The 20,636-nt window shown below is 50.4% G+C and carries 17 protein-coding genes, 1 tRNA gene and 3 rRNA genes; 12 read left to right on the top strand and 9 right to left on the bottom strand.

The window, feature by feature from the left end:
* Nucleotides 1-17 precede the first annotated feature (17 nt).
* Together AC27N8_RS22480 and AC27N8_RS22475 are read left to right on the top strand one after the other, a co-directional pair.
* A 16S ribosomal RNA gene (locus tag AC27N8_RS22480) occupies nucleotides 18-1,498 on the top strand.
* Between the two features lie 314 nt (nucleotides 1,499-1,812).
* Nucleotides 1,813-4,792, top strand: a 23S ribosomal RNA gene (locus AC27N8_RS22475).
* A gap of 171 nt (nucleotides 4,793-4,963) precedes the next feature.
* Here the strand turns inward: AC27N8_RS22475 and AC27N8_RS22470 are convergent.
* Together AC27N8_RS22470 and rrf are read right to left on the bottom strand one after the other, a co-directional pair.
* Nucleotides 4,964-5,344 (bottom strand): nuclear transport factor 2 family protein, encoded by a 381-nt coding sequence (locus AC27N8_RS22470; RefSeq protein WP_487069633.1) that lies wholly within the window; start codon nucleotides 5,342-5,344, stop codon nucleotides 4,964-4,966.
* 327 nt (nucleotides 5,345-5,671) lie between these two features.
* Nucleotides 5,672-5,788, bottom strand: a 5S ribosomal RNA gene (gene rrf, locus AC27N8_RS22465).
* A 322-nt stretch (nucleotides 5,789-6,110) separates the two neighbouring features.
* Here rrf and AC27N8_RS22460 point away from each other — a divergent pair.
* From AC27N8_RS22460 to AC27N8_RS22445, 4 genes are read left to right on the top strand one after another with little or no spacing between them, the layout of a single operon-like run.
* Entirely contained in the window at nucleotides 6,111-6,602 is a 492-nt protein-coding gene (locus tag AC27N8_RS22460; RefSeq protein ID WP_487069632.1) for a hypothetical protein, read from the top strand.
* Nucleotides 6,526-7,551 carry an FAD:protein FMN transferase gene (locus tag AC27N8_RS22455; RefSeq protein ID WP_487069631.1) on the top strand — a complete coding sequence of 342 codons (1,026 nt, stop codon included), beginning with the start codon at nucleotides 6,526-6,528 and terminating at the stop codon, nucleotides 7,549-7,551. Before AC27N8_RS22460 ends, AC27N8_RS22455 begins: the two co-directional genes overlap by 77 nt.
* Complete coding sequence (locus AC27N8_RS22450; protein WP_487069630.1) at nucleotides 7,551-8,819, top strand: ferric reductase-like transmembrane domain-containing protein; 1,269 nt, start codon at nucleotides 7,551-7,553, stop codon at nucleotides 8,817-8,819. Before AC27N8_RS22455 ends, AC27N8_RS22450 begins: the two co-directional genes overlap by 1 nt.
* Nucleotides 8,797-9,129: a hypothetical protein gene (locus AC27N8_RS22445; RefSeq protein ID WP_487069629.1), complete on the top strand. Its 333-nt coding sequence runs from the start codon at nucleotides 8,797-8,799 to the stop codon at nucleotides 9,127-9,129. Before AC27N8_RS22450 ends, AC27N8_RS22445 begins: the two co-directional genes overlap by 23 nt.
* 82 nt (nucleotides 9,130-9,211) lie before the next feature.
* On the opposite strand, the gene AC27N8_RS22440 is transcribed toward AC27N8_RS22445, so the two are convergent.
* The 4 genes from AC27N8_RS22440 to AC27N8_RS22425 all read right to left on the bottom strand — a co-directional run bounded on the left by AC27N8_RS22440 (nucleotide 9,212) and on the right by AC27N8_RS22425 (nucleotide 10,924).
* Complete coding sequence (locus tag AC27N8_RS22440; protein ID WP_487069628.1) at nucleotides 9,212-9,550, bottom strand: antibiotic biosynthesis monooxygenase family protein; 339 nt, start codon at nucleotides 9,548-9,550, stop codon at nucleotides 9,212-9,214.
* Between the two features lie 308 nt (nucleotides 9,551-9,858).
* The gene (locus tag AC27N8_RS22435) at nucleotides 9,859-10,416 is read right to left on the bottom strand and encodes an HNH endonuclease (protein ID WP_487069627.1); all 558 of its coding nucleotides are present in this window, start codon (nucleotides 10,414-10,416) and stop codon (nucleotides 9,859-9,861) included.
* 125 nt (nucleotides 10,417-10,541) lie between these two features.
* On the bottom strand, nucleotides 10,542-10,724 hold the full coding sequence (locus tag AC27N8_RS22430; protein WP_487069626.1) for a hypothetical protein: 183 nt from the start codon (nucleotides 10,722-10,724) through the stop codon (nucleotides 10,542-10,544).
* A 124-nt stretch (nucleotides 10,725-10,848) separates the two neighbouring features.
* Nucleotides 10,849-10,924, bottom strand: a tRNA-Pro gene (locus AC27N8_RS22425).
* A gap of 169 nt (nucleotides 10,925-11,093) precedes the next feature.
* Here AC27N8_RS22425 and AC27N8_RS22420 point away from each other — a divergent pair.
* Entirely contained in the window at nucleotides 11,094-11,255 is a 162-nt protein-coding gene (locus AC27N8_RS22420) for a hypothetical protein (protein ID WP_487069625.1), read from the top strand.
* Here the strand turns inward: AC27N8_RS22420 and AC27N8_RS22415 are convergent.
* Nucleotides 11,252-12,514 carry an NAD(P)/FAD-dependent oxidoreductase gene (locus AC27N8_RS22415; RefSeq protein WP_487069624.1) on the bottom strand — a complete coding sequence of 421 codons (1,263 nt, stop codon included), beginning with the start codon at nucleotides 12,512-12,514 and terminating at the stop codon, nucleotides 11,252-11,254. The genes AC27N8_RS22420 and AC27N8_RS22415 overlap by 4 nt on opposite strands.
* Before the next feature lie 192 nt (nucleotides 12,515-12,706).
* On the opposite strand from AC27N8_RS22415, the gene AC27N8_RS22410 reads away from it, so the two are divergent.
* Nucleotides 12,707-13,561, top strand: a complete 855-nt coding sequence (locus tag AC27N8_RS22410) for a putative RNA methyltransferase (protein WP_487069623.1) — start codon at nucleotides 12,707-12,709, stop codon at nucleotides 13,559-13,561.
* A 601-nt stretch (nucleotides 13,562-14,162) separates the two neighbouring features.
* Nucleotides 14,163-15,374 carry a serine/threonine protein kinase gene (locus AC27N8_RS22405; RefSeq protein WP_487069622.1) on the top strand — a complete coding sequence of 404 codons (1,212 nt, stop codon included), beginning with the start codon at nucleotides 14,163-14,165 and terminating at the stop codon, nucleotides 15,372-15,374.
* Here AC27N8_RS22405 and AC27N8_RS22400 read toward each other — a convergent pair.
* Nucleotides 15,371-15,646 (bottom strand): isoaspartyl peptidase/L-asparaginase, encoded by a 276-nt coding sequence (locus AC27N8_RS22400; protein ID WP_487069621.1) that lies wholly within the window; start codon nucleotides 15,644-15,646, stop codon nucleotides 15,371-15,373. The genes AC27N8_RS22405 and AC27N8_RS22400 overlap by 4 nt on opposite strands.
* 468 nt (nucleotides 15,647-16,114) lie before the next feature.
* Here AC27N8_RS22400 and AC27N8_RS22395 point away from each other — a divergent pair, with 468 nt between their 5' ends.
* The 3 genes from AC27N8_RS22395 to AC27N8_RS22385 all read left to right on the top strand — a co-directional run bounded on the left by AC27N8_RS22395 (nucleotide 16,115) and on the right by AC27N8_RS22385 (nucleotide 19,278).
* Nucleotides 16,115-17,305, top strand: coding sequence for a M20 family metallopeptidase (locus tag AC27N8_RS22395; protein ID WP_487069620.1), 1,191 nt, complete (start codon nucleotides 16,115-16,117; stop codon nucleotides 17,303-17,305).
* Entirely contained in the window at nucleotides 17,302-18,504 is a 1,203-nt protein-coding gene (locus AC27N8_RS22390; RefSeq protein WP_487069619.1) for a pyridoxal phosphate-dependent aminotransferase, read from the top strand. Before AC27N8_RS22395 ends, AC27N8_RS22390 begins: the two co-directional genes overlap by 4 nt.
* 108 nt (nucleotides 18,505-18,612) lie before the next feature.
* Complete coding sequence (locus tag AC27N8_RS22385; protein ID WP_487069618.1) at nucleotides 18,613-19,278, top strand: hypothetical protein; 666 nt, start codon at nucleotides 18,613-18,615, stop codon at nucleotides 19,276-19,278.
* A gap of 29 nt (nucleotides 19,279-19,307) precedes the next feature.
* Here AC27N8_RS22385 and AC27N8_RS22380 read toward each other — a convergent pair whose 3' ends face one another.
* Nucleotides 19,308-20,489, bottom strand: coding sequence for a mannosyltransferase family protein (locus AC27N8_RS22380; protein ID WP_487069617.1), 1,182 nt, complete (start codon nucleotides 20,487-20,489; stop codon nucleotides 19,308-19,310).
* Nucleotides 20,490-20,636 lie beyond the last annotated feature (147 nt).

Genomic DNA, 20,636 nt, shown 5'->3' with positions numbered 1-20,636 from the left:
GTGTTTTATAAAAACATTTGATGGCGAGTTTGATCCTGGCTCAGGATAAACGCTGGCGGCGTGCCTAACACATGCAAGTCGAACGCTCTGAGTAATCAGAGAGTGGCGGACGGGTGAGTAACACGTGGGCAATCTACCCCGAGGTGAGGAATACCGGCGAGAAATCGCCGACAATACCGCATACGCTCTGCAAAGAGCAAAGTCTGCAAAGACGCCCTGGGATGAGCCTGCGCTCGATTAGTTTGTTGGTGGGGTAATGGCTCACCAAGACGTCGATCGATAGCTGGTCTGAGAGGACGATCAGCCACACTGGGATTGAGAACGGCCCAGACTCCTACGGGGGGCAGCAGTGAGGAATTTTCGTCAATGGGGGCAACCCTGAACGAGCAACGCCGCGTGCAGGAAGAAGGTTTTCGGATCGTAAACTGCTTTTCTCTGGGACGAGAACGGACGGTACCAGAGGAATCAGCCTCGGCTAACTACGTGCCAGCAGCCGCGGTAATACGTAGGAGGCGAGCGTTGTCCGGAGTTACTGGGCGTAAAGCGCACGCAGGCGGTCAGATCAGTCTGGAGTGACAGTCGTCGGCTTAACCGACGAAGTGTTCTGGAAACTGTCTGACTTGAGGGCTTCAGAGGGACACGGAATTCCGGGTGGAGTGGTGAAATGCGTAGATATCCGGAGGAACACCAATGGCGAAGGCAGTGTCCTGGGAAGTACCTGACGCTCAGGTGCGAAAGCTAGGGGAGCGAACAGGATTAGATACCCTGGTAGTCCTAGCCGTAAACGATGACCACTAGACGTTGGGGGTATCGACCCCTTCAGTGTCGCAGTTAACACGATAAGTGGTCCGCCTGGGGAGTACGGTCGCAAGATTAAAACTCAAAGGAATTGACGGGGACCCGCACAAGCAGCGGAGCGTGTGGTTTAATTCGATGCAACGCGAAGAACCTTACCAAGGCTTGACATGGATTTGCACCAGCGGTAATGCGCTGTCTCTTCGGAGCGGATCCACAGGTGCTGCATGGCTGTCGTCAGCTCGTGTCGTGAGATGTTGGGTTAAGTCCCGCAACGAGCGCAACCCCTGTCGTTAGTTGAATCGATCTAACGAAACTGCCATTTCAAAATGGAGGAAGGCGGGGATGACGTCAAGTCAGCACGGCCCTTACGCCTTGGGCGACACACACGCTACAATGGTCAGGACAAAGAGTTGCCAACCCGCGAGGGGGAGCTAATCTCGTCAAACCTGGCCTCAGTTCAGATCGGAGGCTGAAACTCGCCTCCGTGAAGGTGGAGTTGCTAGTAACCGTAGGTCAGCACACTACGGTGAATACGTTCCCGGGTCTTGTACACACCGCCCGTCACACCACGAAAGTTGGCAACACTTGAAGCCGCTGGGCTAACTCTTCGGAGAGGCAAGCGTCGAGGGTGGGGTCAGTGATTGGGGTGAAGTCGTAACAAGGTAGCCGTACCGGAAGGTGCGGCTGGATCACCTCCTTTCTAGGGAGCTACAGTAAAGGGTTTGTCCCACAGGGACAGACGATCTAACCTTTACTCACTTCCAGGTCGACACAGGGACATGGTACATCTGTCCAGCATATCTGCGCTGGTTTCCACTCTCCAGAGGTTGGGGTTTCGCCCCACGAGCTACGGCTCGTGGTGTGCGCCAATCTTGCACGTTTACAACTGCATAGGATATCTCTTCAATTTTGCTGAGCGCAATGTGTGGTCAGCCGAAACTGAAGCAGAGGATCGAAAGTTTTTATCACCAACAGATAAAATGTCAAGCATTCAAGACATGACAAAGATGTAGAGAACAAGCTACACAGAGTACGAGGTGGATGCCTTGGCGCTGAAGACCGAAGAAGGACGCGGAGACCGGCGAAACGTTTGGGGGGAGCTGCATGCAAGCGATGAGCCCCAAGATTCCGAATGAGGCAACTCTTCCAGAGTGATGTCTGGAAACCGCCTGCTGAACACATAGGCAGTGACGGGGGGCAGTGGGTGAACTGAAACATCTCAGTAACCCGACGAAAAGAAATCAACCGAGATTCCCGTAGTAGTGGCGAGCGAACCGGGAACAGCCCAAACCGGAGGTTCTTCGGAACAACCGGGGTTGTAGGACCGATATCAAGCAATGATGAACTACTCGAAGGCGTTGGAAAGCGCCACCAGAGCGGGTGAGAGTCCCGTAGAGGACGGTTTGTCAACGTGGATCGGTATCCTGAGTACCACGAGGCACGTGAAACCTTGTGGGAAGCTGGGGGGACCACCCTCCAAGGCTAAACATCTTCAGCGACCGATAGCGAACAAGTACCGTGAGGGAAAGGTGAAAAGCACCCCGAGAGGGGGATGAAAGAGACCCTGAAACCACGTACTCACCAGCAGTCAGAGGCCACTGTCTCTTGCGAGACCAAGGGCTAATGGCGTGCCTTTTGTAGAATGATCCGGCGAGTGCATCGTCGTAGCCTGGTTAACCAACGGTAAAGTTGGGGAGCCACAGAGCAATCGAGTCTGAACAAGGCGACCGTTGCGGCGATGCGACCCGAAACCGTGTGAGCTATCCATGAGCAGAGTGAAGCGGATGTGACAGTCCGTCGAGGCTCGAACCCACCAGTGTTGCAAAACTGGGGGATGACTTGTGGATAGGGGAGAAATTCCAATCGAACACGGAGATAGCTGGTTCTCCCCGAAATGTATTGAGGTACAGCTGCATGATTGAGAACTATCCTGGAGGTAGAGCACTGAATGGGCTAGGGGCCTTTTGCGGGTTACCAAACCCAACCAAACTCCGAATGCCAGGACAGATTGCATGCAAGTGAGACAGTGGGGGCTAAGCTTCATTGTCGAAAGGGAAACAGCCCAGACCATCAGCTAAGGTCTCTAAATATGCGCTTAGTGTCAAAGGGAGTCATTTCGCCCAAACAGCCAGGATGTTGGCTTAGAAGCAGCCATCATTGAAAGAGTGCGTAATAGCTCACTGGTCGAGTGGAGTGGCACCGACAACGTATCGAGGCTCAAGCGCGTTACCGAAGCTATGGAATTTTCTTTGACGTTTACGTCAAAGAGGGTTGGTAGGGGAGCGTTCTGGAGGCAGAGAAGCCAGATCGAAAGAACTGGTGGAGCGTCCAGAAGTGAGAATGCCGGAATGAGTAGCGTCATGTCTGTGAAAACCAGACACACCGAATGCCTGAGGGTTCCTGGGCACCGTCAATCGTCCCAGGGTGAGTCGGGTCCTAAGCCGAGGACGTCATAGTCGTAGGCGATGGAAAGCAGGTTGGACATTCCTGCACCGGAGTACTTCGTTACGAGCAATGGGGGGACGCGGTAAGGAAGGTGAGCCCATCGAATGGACAGGATGGGTCTGTATATGGAAGCGCGACGCCGAGGAAAATCCCGGAGTCCTGTGCGTGACCAGTGCAGCGAGCGGTCGCAAGACTGCGGAAGTCATTGCGCCCTACGCCGCCAAGAAAAGCCTCTCGCCAGAAGCCTACTCCGCCCGTACCGCAAACCGACACTGGTAGGCAGGGGGAAATCTCCCCAGGTGATCGAGCGACCCTCTGTTAAGGAACTCGGCAAATTGACCCCGTACCTTCGGAAGAAGGGGTGCCCTAGTAGCGATGTCTTTTCGGAGATGGCGTGAGGGGGTTGCAAGAAATTGGCTCAACCGACTGTTTACCAAAAACACAGGTCTCTGCGAACGCGAAAGCGGAAGTATAGGGGCTGACTCCTGCCCAGTGCCGGAAGGTTACGAGGAGCGGTGATCGTAGCTGCGAATCTAAGCCCCGGTGAACGGCGGCCGTAACTATAACGGTCCTAAGGTAGCGAAATTCCTTGTCGGGTAAGTTCCGACCCGCACGAAAGGAGTAACGAGTTGAGCACTGTCTCGACAGAGGACTCGGCGAAATTGAAGTACCCGTGAAGATACGGGTTACCCACGACAGGACAAAAAGACCCCGTGGAGCTTTACTACACCTTGATCTGGATACGAGGTGGATCGTGCGTAGCATAGGTGGGAGTCGGAGAACCTATCCTTGTGGGGGTAGGGGAGACAGCAGTGAAATACCACTCTCGATACAGTTTGTGTCTCATGCGTCACCGTGATCCGGGACGCAGACAAGGTCAGGCGGGTAGTTTGACTGGGGCGGTCGCCTCCCAAAGGGTAACGGAGGCGCCCAAAGGTTCCCTCAGGGTGGATGGACATCACCCATAAGAGTGTAAAGGCAGAAGGGAGCTTGACTGCAAGACGGACAGGTCGAGCAGGGACGAAAGTCGGGCTTAGTGATCCCACATTCCCGAGTGGAAGGAGTGTGGCTCAACGGATAAAAGCTACCCCGGGGATAACAGGCTTATCTTGCCCAAGAGTTCACATCGACGGCAAGGTTTGGCACCTCGATGTCGGCTCGTCGCATCCTGGGGCTGGAGTAGGTCCCAAGGGTTGGGCTGTTCGCCCATGAAAGCGGCACGCGAGCTGGGTTCAGAACGTCGCGAGACAGTTCGGTCTCTATCCGTCGTGGGCGTAGGAGAATTGAGGGGCGTCATCTCCAGTACGAGAGGACCGAGATGGCTTGACCGCTGGTGTGCCAGTTGGCCTGCCCAGGCCACAGCTGGATAGCTATGTCAAGAAGGGATAAGCGCTGAAGGCATCTAAGCGCGAAGCCGCACCCAAGATGAGTTCTCCCAGCATTTTCGGATGCTTAAGATCCCAAGCAGACTACTTGGTAGATAGACGACACGTGGACATCCGGTAACGGACGCAGCGAAGTCGCCCTAATGATCGAGCGGCTTGTTTCACAATGTATCTTCATCATGGACTTTGAATGCGGGTTCTCTGCTTCAGCGACGGTTGATCGCACGCGGGGCTCGGCAAAATTGAGGACAGATCCTATGCGAGTTGTATTCTTCTAAGAAGAGAGACCCTACTCATGCACGAGTAAGGTCTTTTTTTATGCTTATTTATATGTTCTATGCAAAAAGGGGCGAGATATCCATGAAAATTCGATAGTCTTTGATCTCGCCGGCTTGTGTTCGAATAGTACTGGTCACAGGAAGCGGTTCTGTTTTTGTTCCGTCTTTGCGTGTGTAGATGACCTCAGCTTCGACAGAAAATACCTGGCCATGCTCCCACTCACCATACCATACGCCTGTTCTATGATGTTCTAGCTTCGCGATTGTGTTGAAGAAAGCTGTATTCGCATCCTTAATAGCCTGCCGTCCATGAGCAGGTTCAGAATTTCCAAAGCGGAAGATGCTTTCCTCAGCGAAATAGGTAGCGAACTTATCAGCCTGCATTGCATCGATTGTCTCAAATATCTGTACGATCCATGTATCTGTGGTAGCTGTCATCTTAGCATCCTTTCTGGTATAACGCTGTCTCCAGGAGAGCGAGAGCTGATGTTGCCAGATCGCTTGTTGATAGGTTCAGTATATGAGCAGAAATGGATCTGCGAGAAACCCTTGTTGGGTCTGTCGCTGCTTTTGATTACGATTGCATATAGATCACTAAAGAGGGCTCTCGCATAGAAAGCTTACATGATTTTCGGGAGCGGGTCAAGCCAGATTTGTATAATTGATCCTTCTATGAGCGAAAAATTCAGAGGTGGTTTATTTGCAAGTAAGGAAGCAGTGCAGTGCTTGAAAGTGGGCATCAAAAAACGCCCATGTGGGCGGGTGAGACGGCGACTTCCTATTTTCCCATACAGTTGCCCATATAGTATCATCGGGGAGGAAGAGCTTAACTACCGTGTTCGGGATGGGAACGGGTGTGCCCTCTTCGCTAACGTCACCAGCTCACCTGCACATACAGGCGTTCTTGATATTGACATAGTACATCATGCTTGCGGTTTTGTCAACACTTTTTTGAGTTGATTTTGTACGATTATCAAAACTTCTATTTTTAGGCCTGATAGCACGTTGATTTTACCTCTATAACTTCTCTAATTGCGAAGATACAAGCTTTTTAAAAAAAATTTACAACAATCTGACAGATATTTCATTGCATCAAACTATACTTAAGAATGTCTACTAGGGTTTGCTACTATAGATGTATGTTCTATATGGTCTGGAGAGAGAAGAGATGTCCCATTTTGATGAAAATCATGAATACAGGCCTATGCCTTATCAATCATACTCTGAGGAGCATGCTGATACTACGCTTGCTCAGTCGCCAGACAGTGAGTATGAGTATGAGTATGACGATGATGCTGAAACTGAGGCTTTTTTAGCCGAAAAGCGTTCTTCTCGTTTCAGAATGTCTTTATCAGAAAAATTGGGCTCACCTGCACAGGGCAGAATGCCTAAAGCTGAGGCTTTAACTGTTGTTCGGAAGCTAAAAGGATGGGTCATTGCTGGATCTCTGGTGGCCTTTGGCTTGCTGAGCGCTTTGGTCGCGAGTCATAGCGTCTCTGCCAGCGGCCAGACAACTTCAGCATCCCCATCAGGCACTGATGGGGGCACGAATTCCGGTTCAAACTCGACTACTCCACCCACTGGTGGCAATTACTTTCAGCAACAGCAGGGAGGAGGATATGGTTTTGGAAACAATCAGCACAACAGATCAGGTTTTGGAGGATCGTCATCCGTATCTGGCTCACAGGCGTCGTGAAGTTATGTATGTTCCAGCAGGATTGACATATTCAGATTTTCGCGCGATGGGAACCACCATCTCTTTTCTCCTCCCCGAGGAACAGTTTGAGCAGGGAGCAGAGATTATCCATGCACTCTTTGAGTATTGGGAGCAGACGTTGAGTCGTTTCTTACCTGAAAGCGAACTTTCACAACTCAATCGCCTGGCGGGCAAGCCTGTGATGGTAAGTCGTCTGCTTTTTTCGGTGCTGAGTAGTGCACTGGAGGCTGCTCACTCGACGGATGGTCTCTACGATCCTACTTTACTCAAGCAGCTTGTCCAGGCGGGCTATGATCGTACCTTCGATGCTATTCCGGAGACCTTACCAGAGGTCGCACAGCCCATTACTCCAGGCGGGCAGTGGCGTGATATCCAAACGACTGCTGGTGCACGTCTGGTGATCCTACCAGAGGACGTGCAGCTGGATTTTGGCGGTATTGCCAAGGGGATGGCCGTTGATGCGGCGATGGAAAGTCTACGTCAAGCAGGCATCACGACCTCGCTCGTGAATGCCGGTGGCGATCTGGTTGTGCAGGGGGTGCCCCAGATTGAGCAGCAGTGGCCGATTAAAATACAAGGGAAAACCACCTCCTGGGTGATCCCATTTCATCATGGAGCGCTGGCGACATCGGGTATTGCGCGTCGCCACTGGCAACAGGGAACGCACATCCGACATCATTTGCTGGACCCGCGTACAGGATTATCGGCTGATACTCATCTCTGGTCTGTGACCGTGGCGGCTGCTCAATGTCGACAGGCTGATATCGCGGCCAAGGTAGCCTTTCTGCTGGGAGCTGAAGAGGGTAGCGCTTTCTTGCGTCTGCATGGCCTGGCGGGTCTATTGATTTTAGAGGATGGATCCTATGTCACAGTGGGTTCCTGGCCTAAAGACTCAATGTCTGTTGAGGATCAGAAAGAGGTTGAGTGATGAGTTTATTAGAAACAATCACCTGGAATATTGCACGTGCGGGCGGTTTTACCGCTTTTGCCTTGCTAACTTTCGCTGTGGCTATGGGATTAGCCTTATCATCGCACTGGCAATCATCGTCGCGTTGGCCACGTATCATTAACAATGAGCTCCACAATTTTCTCTCCCTGCTTGCTCTCATCTTTGCGAGCATCCATATTCTGGCGATCTGGCTTGATCCCTTCACCAGCTTCAGTTGGAGCGAGGTGTTCATCCCCTTTATGAGCCATTATCGTCCTATCTGGACCGCTTTTGGAATCATCTCTCTCTACCTGGGATTGGCGATCGGACTCAGCGCATGGGTACGACCTTTGATTGGTTATAAATGGTGGAGACGTTTGCATATCCTTACCCTCTTCATATATATCATGATCGCCGTTCATGGCATCGCTTCGGGTAGCGACTCGCGCACGTGGTGGGGGACGGCAATTTATCTGATCAGCATCTTCTTGATCGGTACCTTGCTCGTCATGAGACTGCTACAACCCGTCAATAAAGTCATCTCGCGGCCAGCAGACGCCTCAGAAGTAGTCAGAGCGCCAGGAGTTGGTGTTGTAGCCGTGGGGAGTACGATCGTGAGCACACAGCGACGTCGTGCGCATCCTTTACTGGCCCTTGTCACCGTATGCGTAGTCCTGGGCGGGACCGCCTGGGCTGTGCTTGGTCCATTGCAAGCCGGATGGGCGGCTACAACGAGCAGCCAGAGTGTAACCTCCACCTCATCAAGCTCAACTGGAGGAAACGTGATCCCCTTTTCACCATTCTCTCCGGGCACATCGGCCACGCCCCAGACCACAGCTCCGCAAACGACATTTCCTCAGTCATTTACGGGCAACCTGGCGGGCCAGATGACGCAACGAGAGTCGCGTAGAAGCGGCCTTGTGACGATCCAGTTAGATATGAACATCTCCAATGGACCCACAGGCAATGTGGAGGTCGAACTTCAGGGGACATCCATAGGTGAAGGAGACACAGTTGCCATCAGTAGCTCTACAGTAGCCCTCCTATCGAGCACTGGACAGCCAGTCTATGAAGGTGCCATCAGCCAACTCGATACTGCAAAGCAGTGGAGTGTGACTGCTCAGCTAACGGGCACCGATGCCAGCACGCTTCAAGTACAGATGAAGCTGACTATCGATAGCAATAACGGCAATGTAACTGGTACCATCACAGCTGGAAGTGGTAACTCTAACGGTGGGAGCTCCAGTGGAAGCACAAATAATATCTAGTAGCGTTGTACGCCAACGGACATGCTGTGAAGATAGGGTTAAACCCCTTTCGCTCACGGCGTCTAGGCCAGCAGACGTAGCGGCGCGGCTCCGCCGTGCTGTCACTGGACGCACGAAAACGTTCCCACCTGCATCTGAAAGCAACGCAAATGAGATGATTCGCCGTGGAAAGATCACGCAATGGAACCTCATCAGGAGCGTGGTCGTACGAGTTACAGACAGCACGGCGGAGCCGCGCCGCTACGTCGGTGAGCGTTTCACCCCATTGGGGTGCGTGTCTCCAATGCGACATCGATGCGATGATCTTTGACAGAGTAGCCCGCCGAGATCTAGCTGTCTCGTACGAGCTACAGAACAGTAGCGCCTCGCTTATAAGAAACTTGGCCGGACTTTTAGTCGAGCACTTCAGCGTTGTAGTAGAGCACTCCAGGTGCGCGCTGCTCCTGGGGCTTTTCTGCCTCTGCGCTACCATGCTGGCTTCCTGAATGGCCATGTTGGCTTGGTGCACCATGATGCTGACCAAATAAAGGGCTCGATGTATACTCTTCCAGAGCCTCTTCTGAATCCCAGCGTGAAATGGCGCTAACCGAGCCATCGGTAGCGGTCCAGATCTCCATACCGCGAAAGCCTTTGAACTGTTTCATCCCGGGAATAGCTTTCTTGAACCCTTCTAATATTGCCTCTCCGTGTGGTGTACCTGGACCGGCCAATTTATTAACGGCTATGAACATAGCACAAACTCCTTTTGTATAACTTAGCGTTCACAATAGTATGCGCCCAATGCATTGGACATATACTATTGTAAACGCTTTTTTCACATTCGTCAGCGTTTTTTGTCCTGGATAAAAAATGTGGTGACCTGGAGCGGAGTCGGTGCTATGAGGATGGGCGTGATGGGTATCTATGGTGCTGATCTACTTTGATCATGTGAGCCATCGTAAACATGATAGCTGTGCGACCATAAATGGTCACGCCCTGAATCGAGTCAGCTAAGAAAAAATGAGTACAGAATTATAGATACAAACCGATAAAAGTTATCTTACGCGCTCATGCCCTGATGAGTACTTGTCTTGGGCATACCTATCGCGCTGAGAATGAATTGCTCATAAGCTTCGCGGAGCTTGGGATAACGCAGTAAGAAAAAGCCGGCATATTCCTGCGTCAACGCCCGTGGCTGGCGCGAGAGATGCATATTCACCTCTTTGAGGAGGCGATTCCCTTTTTTCCCATTGCAATGTTTGCAGCAAGCAACGAGATTTTCCCACGTGCTTTGTCCGCCGCGCGAGCGAGGAATAATGTGGTCGAGCGTCAGGTCGCGGCTACGTTTGCCACAATACTGACAAGTTTCATCATCGCGCAACAGAATATTTGTCCGCGTTGGCTGTAGAGCAACTCGAGGAACCCGTACATTTGCCAGGAGCTGTACAATGACAGGGCGCTCAAGTTCCAGACGGCGAAGTTGAATGCTCTCTTCGATCAATTCACGCACATTCTCATCTACAAATGTCACTTTGTTTTTTGACAGTAACACGATGAGACGGCGTTCTGGAATGACCGAGAGAGGCTGTAACGAGGAATTCAATACAAGAACAGGCATGAATAGCATTCCTTCCTCTCTGTCTAAGCCGGTGAACAACACGCACAGACAGCAAGGATGATCGCTGCTCAATTGGATGAAAGTCGGTGCATACGATGTGTACGCTGCGTCTCATCCGGCAGGATCTAGCGCCGCCTGTGACGACTTTGCGGATAAGGTTGAGGACTGAGCATTGCATGTCCAGGAGAACTGACAGGCACGAGATGACTACTCTGATGGACCAGCGCCCGGGTGTATGCGCTGGCATGAAAAGATATCAGCGTACAGTTATTGATGCTAGCTGTAGCATAGATCTGATATCCCTGCATTCTATAGTCTCCTTGCCGCCTGAGAAAAAAATTATGGCACATACTTCTTGTCTGTACGCACTAACGATCCTGATTGGATTGTGATGCTCCTGACCCCTTTTGTGAGGGGAAGTATGTGCCATCCTGGTCGGGGTGAGAGGACTCGAACCTCCGACCTCGGCGTCCCGAACGCCGCGCGCTACCGACTGCGCTACACCCCGATGACATTCCTGCAATAAACTCGCCGAACTTACCCATGGACTGAGTCTACGCTTGACTGACCGATGAACAGAATATATTATCTTTACCCGATAATAGATACAGGTATTCTACTCTGCTCAAGACCAGTATAACACATGCTGCAAGCGTTTGACAAGGCTTGCAGCGTATGTGGATGCTCTTCATTTTGAGAAGCGCAGACACCGTAGCGTCGCACGCTCGCGTGCGATGTCCCAGTTTCTCGTACGAGACAGCGAGATTTTGGCGAGCAACGCTGGCGTGCCTGATCGTACGTCGAGTGGGACATCGCACGCGAGCGTGCGACGCTACTAGTTGATCTGTTTGACGAGTGTTTCCGCCAGCTCTAAAGAATAGGTTTGTCCGCGGTCGTGTGGATAAATTTGAAACATATTGGCAATCCAGAGATTGGGCAGCGGTGGGTGCAGAGAGGGGATGTGTTGCCGATAGTCTGTTGTGACGATTGGCTGAGCATAAGGAGCGGAAAAGCTCCAACTCTCTGTAATCCAGCTGGCTTCAAACTGCGGTGCGATCTTTTGCAGGGCGGGTATGCAGTCTTGAATCAATTCTTCTTTGCTCTTCTTGAAGAGTGGATCATCCATGGGGCGATAGTTCCCTAAATAGACGAGATGTCGGCCGCCATATTCGGCGGGTGTGCGGAAGTTGGTATGTTCAAAGATGCCGGTGAAAGGATAGCCAGGATCACAGAGGTTGATCCAATAGCTGTCGGTGAGCTGACGGTCAAGCGCGAGGATCAAACAATGTGCTCCGTACGCCTGTCCCCAGTCATACTTCTGGCGATACTCTTCCGGTAGCTCTGGAATCAGCTTCATCGAGAGCCGCGTAGGTAAAGTTGAAATCACACGATCAAAGTCCCATTGTCCCTGATCAGTATGTACGGACCAGCCACCTTGCTCATTCTGGAACACTTTCTCGACGCTGGTATTCAGAAGCACCTTACCATCTTTTTGTGTGATCCGCTCAAGGAGACGGTCATAGACCAGCTGAAAGCCTCCGCGTAAGTAGCCGAGCTGTGAAGTGCGATCGTGGATACGAGCCCAGAACCAGGGGAGTGCGATCTGATCATAGAGCTTGCCAAATTTGCCGACAAACAGCTGCTGAAAGATCATCTTATAGGCATATGAGCCCATCCAGCGTTCCAGCCAGGGATCGGCGGTTTTGCCTTCGAGCCAGTTCGGATTGGCAATTTTTAGAAAAGCCAGCACGGCTCCAACGCGTAAGCGATTATACATCTTTAAAGGAGTAAATTTGAGCAGCGAGATAGGATCATCTAGCTGATAATTCTTGCCGCCGACCAGGCTGACTGTGCGTGGATGTTGCCATTCGAGGCGATCACCGAGATCCAGTTCCTCAATTACGTTGATCACCGTTTTGTCGGAGCGAAAAATATGATGATAAAACTTTTCGAGCCAAACATCATCGATCTGGAAGCCTGATGCTAAGCCACCAGCCATTCCCTCGCGCTCGAAGACCATCACTGAATGACCAGCCTGTGTCAGCCGATATGCTGCCATCAATCCCAGAGCTCCACCGCCGAGCACCGCGTATTCCATGATTATTTTCCTCAACAATCGTATTCTATACTTATTTTACCATATCCACTAAAGCACGCTATAGAGATATAACTATTTGTATGGTTCACTTTGTCGCACACCGTTGTGTTGTACGTGGCGGGGATCAGCAATATGATAAAATGAAGCCCCGATAGACCGCTATAATTGTAAAATGGATGTGGAGAGCGTTTCATGTATTCTACTGCTGTTGGTGAAGTGTTAATTTGTCCGCTGTGTGGCGAGCCTCTCTTATTGGATCACTCAATGTTGCGTTGTAGCCATGCTCACTCCTTTGATCTGGCGAAAGAAGGCTACGTCAATGTGCTGCGCAAAAAGGTTTTGGGTGATACCAGAGAGATGGTGCTGGCTCGACGAGCCTTCTTTGACAAAGGTTATTATCAGCCTGTTTCCGATCTTTTGAACCAACTGCTGATTGAGAGGCTTCGCTTGCCACGCACGCAACCACTATGCGTACTTGATGCTGGATGTGGAGAAGGTTATTATGGTGGACGCTTCCATGAGCGGCTACAATCTCAAGGTGAGAGCGTTGTCAGCCTGGGCATCGATAGTTCTAAAGACGCAGTACGAATGGCCTCTAAGCGTTATCCAAACTCCTTTTTTCTGGTTGGAGATCTTAAATCCCCGCTGCCTCTACGCGCCAGTGTGCTTGATGTCATCCTCAATATATTTGCTCCACGCAACCTTGCCGAGTATGCCCGCCTATTAGCTCCTGCGGGCTTGTTCCTGATCCTTATCCCGGGTCCCGCTCATATCTGGCAACTGCGTCAGACACTTCATCTACTCGGCATTGAGGAAAATAAAGAGCAGCATGTGATTGAGCAGTCCATGCCCTATTTCGAGCTTCTGACCAGGCGTGCTTTGACCTACGATCTCCAGTTGTCACGCGAAGAGATTACACAACTGGTGATGATGACGCCAAACTATTGGCATCTCTCAGAAGAGACCCGTGCCCAGATGCTTACTTTAGCTACTCTTGCTACAACCATTGATTTCGTTTGTCTGCTGTTCGAAGTGAAGAAGCACTAGGAAATCAGTACTTTTGCCAGTTTCTACTCATCATGTTTTTGCTCTCCCAAAATCGCTGTAGCCTTTCTGAGGCGCTCATACAGGCGTGATAAGGATGTCTGAAATGCATTGATATATCTTGATCGAGGCTGTATCATGTCTAGACATAGTATTGAGCCTGATCAATAGCAGTTCTGGGTTATATTGGAGAATATAAATGCTATGGCTATTTTTTGCGCTACTTAAAGACAAATCTATTGTATAGATGAAAGAACGTAGATACTTGATTTCGCTAGAAGAAGTTTGTCGGGTGACCGACTGGTACAGGCATCCTAACGAACTTTGCGTTACTAATTCTGTATGATATACTAAACCCGTTGTCCAAGTAATGCTCAATCCTTAGTATTGGACCATCTAAATTCCGCTTATCCAGGCTTGATAGACTTACCACTTTAACTCATGGCAAGATGCTTGCTTAATGGGCTGGAGCGGTATAAATCTCGTCTGTTGGATGATGACAAACTTAGACATGATTGTGCTATGTTTGATGAGGAATTGAAGGGAGGGCATGCCATCTTCGTGGTTGGTGTTTGGGCACCTATCTGGATGCAAGGAAGTCTAAGTGCATAATCTTGAGAGGCTTACAGTGGAAACAGGCCAGGTCATTCAAAGACGCTACCTGTTACAGCGTTTGGTACAGCAGGGAGCAACCTGTGCTGTCTACCAGGGGTTTGACCAGGTATTGCAACGGACCATCGCGCTTAAGTCTGCGATGGCTGAGCATATGCCCGCCTACCGTGCTGCGATACGTGCGACCGGGCAATTTACACACCCCAACATTATCGGTATCTACGACCTGATTATCGATGCAGAAGCATTATATATTGTCCAGGAATTTGTAGATGGTGATGATTTTGGCACCTTATTGCAATCACAGCTTGCGCCCTACTACGTGGTAGATTTCGGTGTCCAGATTTGTCAGGCACTTATGTATGCAAGTTCACCTGCGCGTAAGATCTGCCACGGTGATCTCACGCCAGCGGCCATCATTCGTGACCAGCGAGGATTAGTGCACATCAATAACTTCGCGCTACCCTCCGATACTCATTATTTTGCGAGCTGGAATGTGATTGGTGGAAAAAGTACATCATTAGCCAATCCAGAGCTACCGGCGGGACAGGGGAGCGAAGGACGCTACGCCGATGATACACGTGCGCTTGGCTTGTTGATGTATCAATTATTGACATCAGGCCGTACTCCCAACGCACGTCAGGTAGATCCTCCCACCGATGGACGCCTGCGCTTCAGCCGCAATACGCCGCCGGAAGTCTGTGAGTTGGTGGCACGCACGCTTATTCCTCAGCACCCTGAATATATTGGCACTATCGAGGCTTTACACTCCGAGTTAAAGACTCTGGCGGATATGCTTGAGCCCGCACAACCTTATCCCGTTGCTATCGCACCTGCTCAGACACCTGCTCCAGCCTATCAAGCACAGGCAGAGCCGCAGCCACAAGCGCAGACACGCCTCTCTCAATTTGCGCCCGTACGCTCTGGCTTACTCAGCCAGCCTTTGGTACTTGCTCGCTCTGACGCTGACTATGCGCAGCAGGCCGATGTAAATAGCCCCATGGTTGCAGTCGAGAATAATAGCGCTGCGACAACCTTTGATTCGGTGCTTAATGGACATCTGGCATCTGCACGTCAGGCTGCATACGGTAATAGTTCAGAGGTCAAACATGTCAACTTGCCAATGCTTATCCTCATCGGATTGGTTTTTTTCGCCATCTTCTTTGGAATTGGTTATTACGTGTCTACCCTCCTTATTCATTAGCTGAAGAGGCGATAAGTGCGCGATTGCCTCAGTGCTTTGGCGGAGAATGTGAGAGAGCTGCTTTCATTGTTTCTCCAGGCGTTATACTGGCGCTCGGTCAGCAGATCTTCGTGGCTACATAGTGGAATACCAGCCTCCTGAGCAAAATATTGTGCGCCGCTACCAATCAAGAAGGCATGCTCGCTTTCCAGCACAAGACGAGCCAGCGAGATCGGGTTTTTAATCAATTCGAGGCCAGCGATGGCACCAACTTGTAGGGTTGAACCATCCATTATGCCTGCATCCATCTCGATGTTGCCGGTCGTTTATGCTTAAGTACGTATGGAGATTGTATCACGGATAATGATGGCACCAGTAGCGGCGCGGCATCACACCCCATCGCCCCTGGGCACATTTGGAGACATGTTTCCTATGCAGCATCGACGCGATGACCTTTGACAGAGCATTACGTCGGTGGACGTCTCACCCGACGGCGTAGCGGACCTGTTTTGGATGCACGTTTCCGACTTGTTTCCTTCTCGGCGAGGGGCAATCATCATTGGCAGAGCATGATTACATCTTACGCCTTTGTTTAAGATAGTTACTTTTAGTCTCATTGGAAGGCTTTGGAGTGTTCGCTTTCTCCATTGACAAGGCTTTGATCAGGCTGCTACTCTACAGCTATAACTTGGAATCTATCTGCCATAGTTGGCAGTGGTGATAATACAAAAGTTGCTTGAGAGACGAAGGGGATTATTTCCATGCCGGAAAATACGTTTGTGGAGCGGGTACAGGGGATTAGGGAACGCTTTGAGACGGACCTGGCCGCGATTGTGAATATCGATTCAGGAACGTTCTTGAAAGAGGGTGTTGATAGTGTTGGACTCTATTTGCAGCACCGTTTTGAGGAGTTTCACTTTACAACATCTTTTGATGTCCAGGAGCAGTATGGGAACAATCTTATCGCTGTACATACTGGAGACAATCCTCAGGGACCGCGCCTGCTCTTGATCGGGCATATGGATACGGTTTTCCCGGCTGACGAGGCTGTGCGGCGTCCTTATACGCTGTCCGAGCGCGATGGTGCACCTATCATGAAAGGTCCCGGCGTTCTGGATATGAAATCCGGCGTTTTGATGGGTATGTATGCGCTGCATCTTCTGATCGAGGCACAAAGTGCGCATTATCAAAGTGTAACTTTTGTGTGCAATAGCGATGAGGAGGTTGGCTCTCCCGTGAGTCGTATTGCGATCGAGCGTCTGGCCAGGGATGTCGATGCGGTGCTCGTTTTTGAGCCTGGACGTGTCCTCAATCGGATCGTCTCATCGCGTCGAGGTATCGCTCACTATCGCGTGGAAGTGCATGGACTCTCCGCACATGCGGGCGTTGAACCTGAGAAGGGACGCAACGCGATTTTAGAATTAGCCTATCAAGTTATCGCGTTACAGAAACTCAATGGCACTATCCCAGGAGTCACGCTGAACGTGGGAGTTATTCGCGGCGGTGATCGTACAAATGTCGTGCCAGATTATGCGTATTGTGATATCGATGTACGTGTCAGCGATCGAGAGGGGCTAGCTGCGATTGAGACAGCCTTACAGCAGGTTGTTACCAGAAACAGGCTGGAAGGCACGCGCATCATCCTGTCGGGAGGAGTGCGCAGCCTGCCATTTGAGCGTACAGAAGCGAATGCTCGTCTGGTTGAGCTCGTAAAGGAGGCAGGTCTAACTCTGGGATTGGATATCGAGGATGTTTCCAGTGGTGGAGCCTCTGATGGCAATAATACTGCGGGTATGGGTGTTCCTACGGTTGATGGTCTGGGAGCTACAGGTGGCCTGGCACATAATCCTGATGAGTATATTGAAGTAGAGCATATTCCTGTCCGTATAGCACTTATCTGTGAAGTTATACTGCGTATCTGTGATTATTATCAAAGTGGGCGACGATTATGAAATCAGGTAAAACACAACTTTCTGAGCTTCCTATCCCTGATATTACATTTCTGGGTGAGTATGCCGATCAACTACAACGAGCTGCTGAGGCCAAAGGGATACAATTGCCTCCTCCTGTCCGTTTACAGATTGGTGAGCCTGATTTTCGTACCCCTGATCATATTCGTCAGGCTGCGATTGAAAGCATCACACGTGAAAAGCAGGTTTATGGACCCTCGCATGGCTGGCCCTGGCTACGTGAACTCCTGGTCGAGAAAATCGAGCGCGTGAATGGCTACAGGGTAGAGCCTGAGAACATCGCGATCACCATGGGTGGCACGGGCGGCCTCTTAGCATCCTTACTGGCAACTATCAGCCCTGGGGATGAAATATTGCTACCCGATCCTTGCTGGCCCATCTATATGCCTCAGTTGCAGGTTGCCGGAGCGCATGCAGTCGCTTATCCACTAGATCCAGGCCACGACTGGTTGCCTGATATCGCTCAATTAGAAACGCGTGTGACTCCACGTACACGTATGTTGCTCATCAACACGCCAGGCAATCCGACGGGCGCTGTGATGCCACGTCAGGTCATCAGCGATCTTCTGGACTTTGCACGTCGTCATGACCTGTATCTACTCTCCGACGAGTGCTACGACCAGATCGTTTTTGAAGGGGAACACGTCAGCCCGGCCTCTCTGCTTTCCAGCGCGGAGCTGGCTGAGGGACGCTTTATCGGCATCTATTCTTTCTCTAAATCGTATGCGATGACTGGCTGGCGGATTGGCTATCTGGTATCGAGTATCCCGATGATCAAAACGATTGTGAATGTGATCAATGCAAACATGACGAACATCAACCTGTTGACTCAGCGAGCTGCGGCGGCGGCACTCACGGGTCCGCAGGAATGCATTGCCATTATGCGTGAGAGCTATCGCCACAGGCGAGACCTTGTGATTGAGCAGCTCAAGCTGTTTGATCGCTACACCTATACGCCCCATGGCGCATTTTTCCTCTTGATCGACGTTGCGAGTCGGCATGGAGAGCCGCGTGGCGGACGTCAATTCGCTTTGGATCTGATTAGCGCTTACAACGTCACTGTTACGCCAGGACAGGGCTTTGGATCGATCACTGACGAGTATGTGCGGATCTCTTTAGCGGCCTCAGACGAAGATCTGCTGCGAGGAGTGCAGGCAATCTGCCAGCTAGCGGATCGTTAACGGCAATATCAGTCGCCACAGGGAAAAAGTGCATCCAGAGTATCCATCTCATGAGTATAAAGAAGAAAGAGATAGTAGATATATCGTGCTGAAGAAAGGATGCCCCGAATGATTAATCCTGACGAAATTATCACTCGAGCTTTGGATGGAGCTATACCAGAAAATTGGCGTATCTTCCGCGGAGTGGGGAAACCACTCTGGATGACTTTTTTTGTTGGCATCGCCGCTTTTGTGGCTGTCTGCATTATTTTGCTCGCCTTATTGCTCTGCCTGGGGCCGCTGAGCGTGCTGAGCTGGTTAATTACAGCCAACTCACCAGTGGCCAACCAGTCTCACTACACGCCTCAGGCAGTTGATTATCATCAATTACTCCCGCTGGTAGAGAATCTGAGCCTTTACTTCTGGATTCTCCCGGTCGTGTGCGCAATTATTTGTATGATTATCTCCTATAAACGTCGACAGGCTTTCCGCCATGCGCTGCTGATTGTGACTCCCGAGGGAGTCGTTCAATGCCATCACTATAAATCGCCGAGCAGCAAACGCGTCGAGGTGCTCGATTTTGAGCAGATCGTTACTATGACATTGCATCTGCGTGCCAACGATGATTCCAGTCACGCTCAAGTCTGGCTGGAGATTGTGCGTAAAGGTGATACCGAGGCGAAAGAGCAATGGCCGATTGATGCCCGCTATGGTCCAGTTGAGCAGATCCTCCAATTGATCATCGAGGATCACGCTCTCTATGTGGAACATCATGAGGAACAACAAGCTATCTAATGTTGCGCTGGATGTTTATGTCCTTCCAATTACGCTACCCAGTAATGATTCATAAAAAGCATGCAGTTGAACGTAAAGAGTGTCAGTGTAAAGGCGAGACACAGTGTGCTTAGTCTCTGCTGTTTCCAGCTGGCGCTGATGATTGTGACCGGAAAGATAATTAACATGTAGCGAGGGAGGGCTGTTAGCGGATCGTGGGTACCGAGTGGATAGCAGAGTGGAAAGATGAGCAGTAGTAGCGCAAAGAGGCTATAGTGTATCGGTAGCCTTTTCCAGCCGCTCCAAAGGACAATTGAAGAGACAATAAGACTGGCCAAGTTGATTGCATTTAAAATCTGAAGCGTTCCCGGAACGAAGAGAGCTTTCAGTGTATCAGTTATTCCTATCCAGGGAAGTTTAAAACTGCGTGTCCAGTTGACAGCTTCGGCCTTGCTGAAGAGCAATGGATCGCCTTTTGTGTACCAGAGATACCCCATATAGACAATGATTCCCAGGGGAATCATTACGATGGGAAGTAACGCTGCAATCTTTTTACGCCAGGCACTTAGATAAAATTCTTTTGCCAATATATAGCGTTGGATGAACACAATCGCGAATGGTAAGGTTAGTAGAAATCCCTGTGAACGGGTTAATGCTGCCAGAAAACCGCTCAAGCCGGCGAGCCACCAGTTTAATGCACCTTCGTATTTCAATCCTCGTTGCAAACAGAAAAATGTCGCCAGACAAAGTACTAAGAAAAGTGCTTCGGTATAACCAATAAAGAAAAACAGCGCAAATGGCGCAAATGCTAGATAGAGTAGCGCTTTTTTTGCTACCTTGTGATCAAAAAGATCAATACTTATCAGATAAAGTAGTACCAGCGCCAGATAGAATAATATATTTGCTAGCAGGATGCCGATGAGATAGTAGAGATGCTCGGATGCATTGAGTGGCGCGCCCACTAGATGGAGAAACAGAGGCCAGAGAGGGAAAAAGGCAGTAGCTTTTTCTGTCTCATATCCATTCATCGCAATATCTATATACGAGAAGACATCAAAATGCATCCACGATAGGATACAAGTTCGTCGATCTGTGAAGCAATTGGAGACCGAGAGAGATCCATTTACAGGTATGATTGATACTGTCAGATAAGTCAACATCAGGATGACCATACGGCTTATCAAGATTGTCCAGCCAGCCTCTTTTAAGGCCATCTTTAGATTTCCCATCATAAAAATCCTTTTCTAGATAGATATGGGTTGATTAGTAGAGCGTACTTACCTTTATCGGTCTGGAGAGCACACTTTCGTAATCGAGAATTTGCCTATAAATGTGACAGATTTCTGAGATTATCCGAACAATTGGTTTGCCCGAGAGCT

The sequence above is a fragment of the Dictyobacter sp. Z7_2 genome, assembly GCF_057551105.1.
This window is presented reverse-complemented; position numbering and strand designations above follow the sequence as displayed.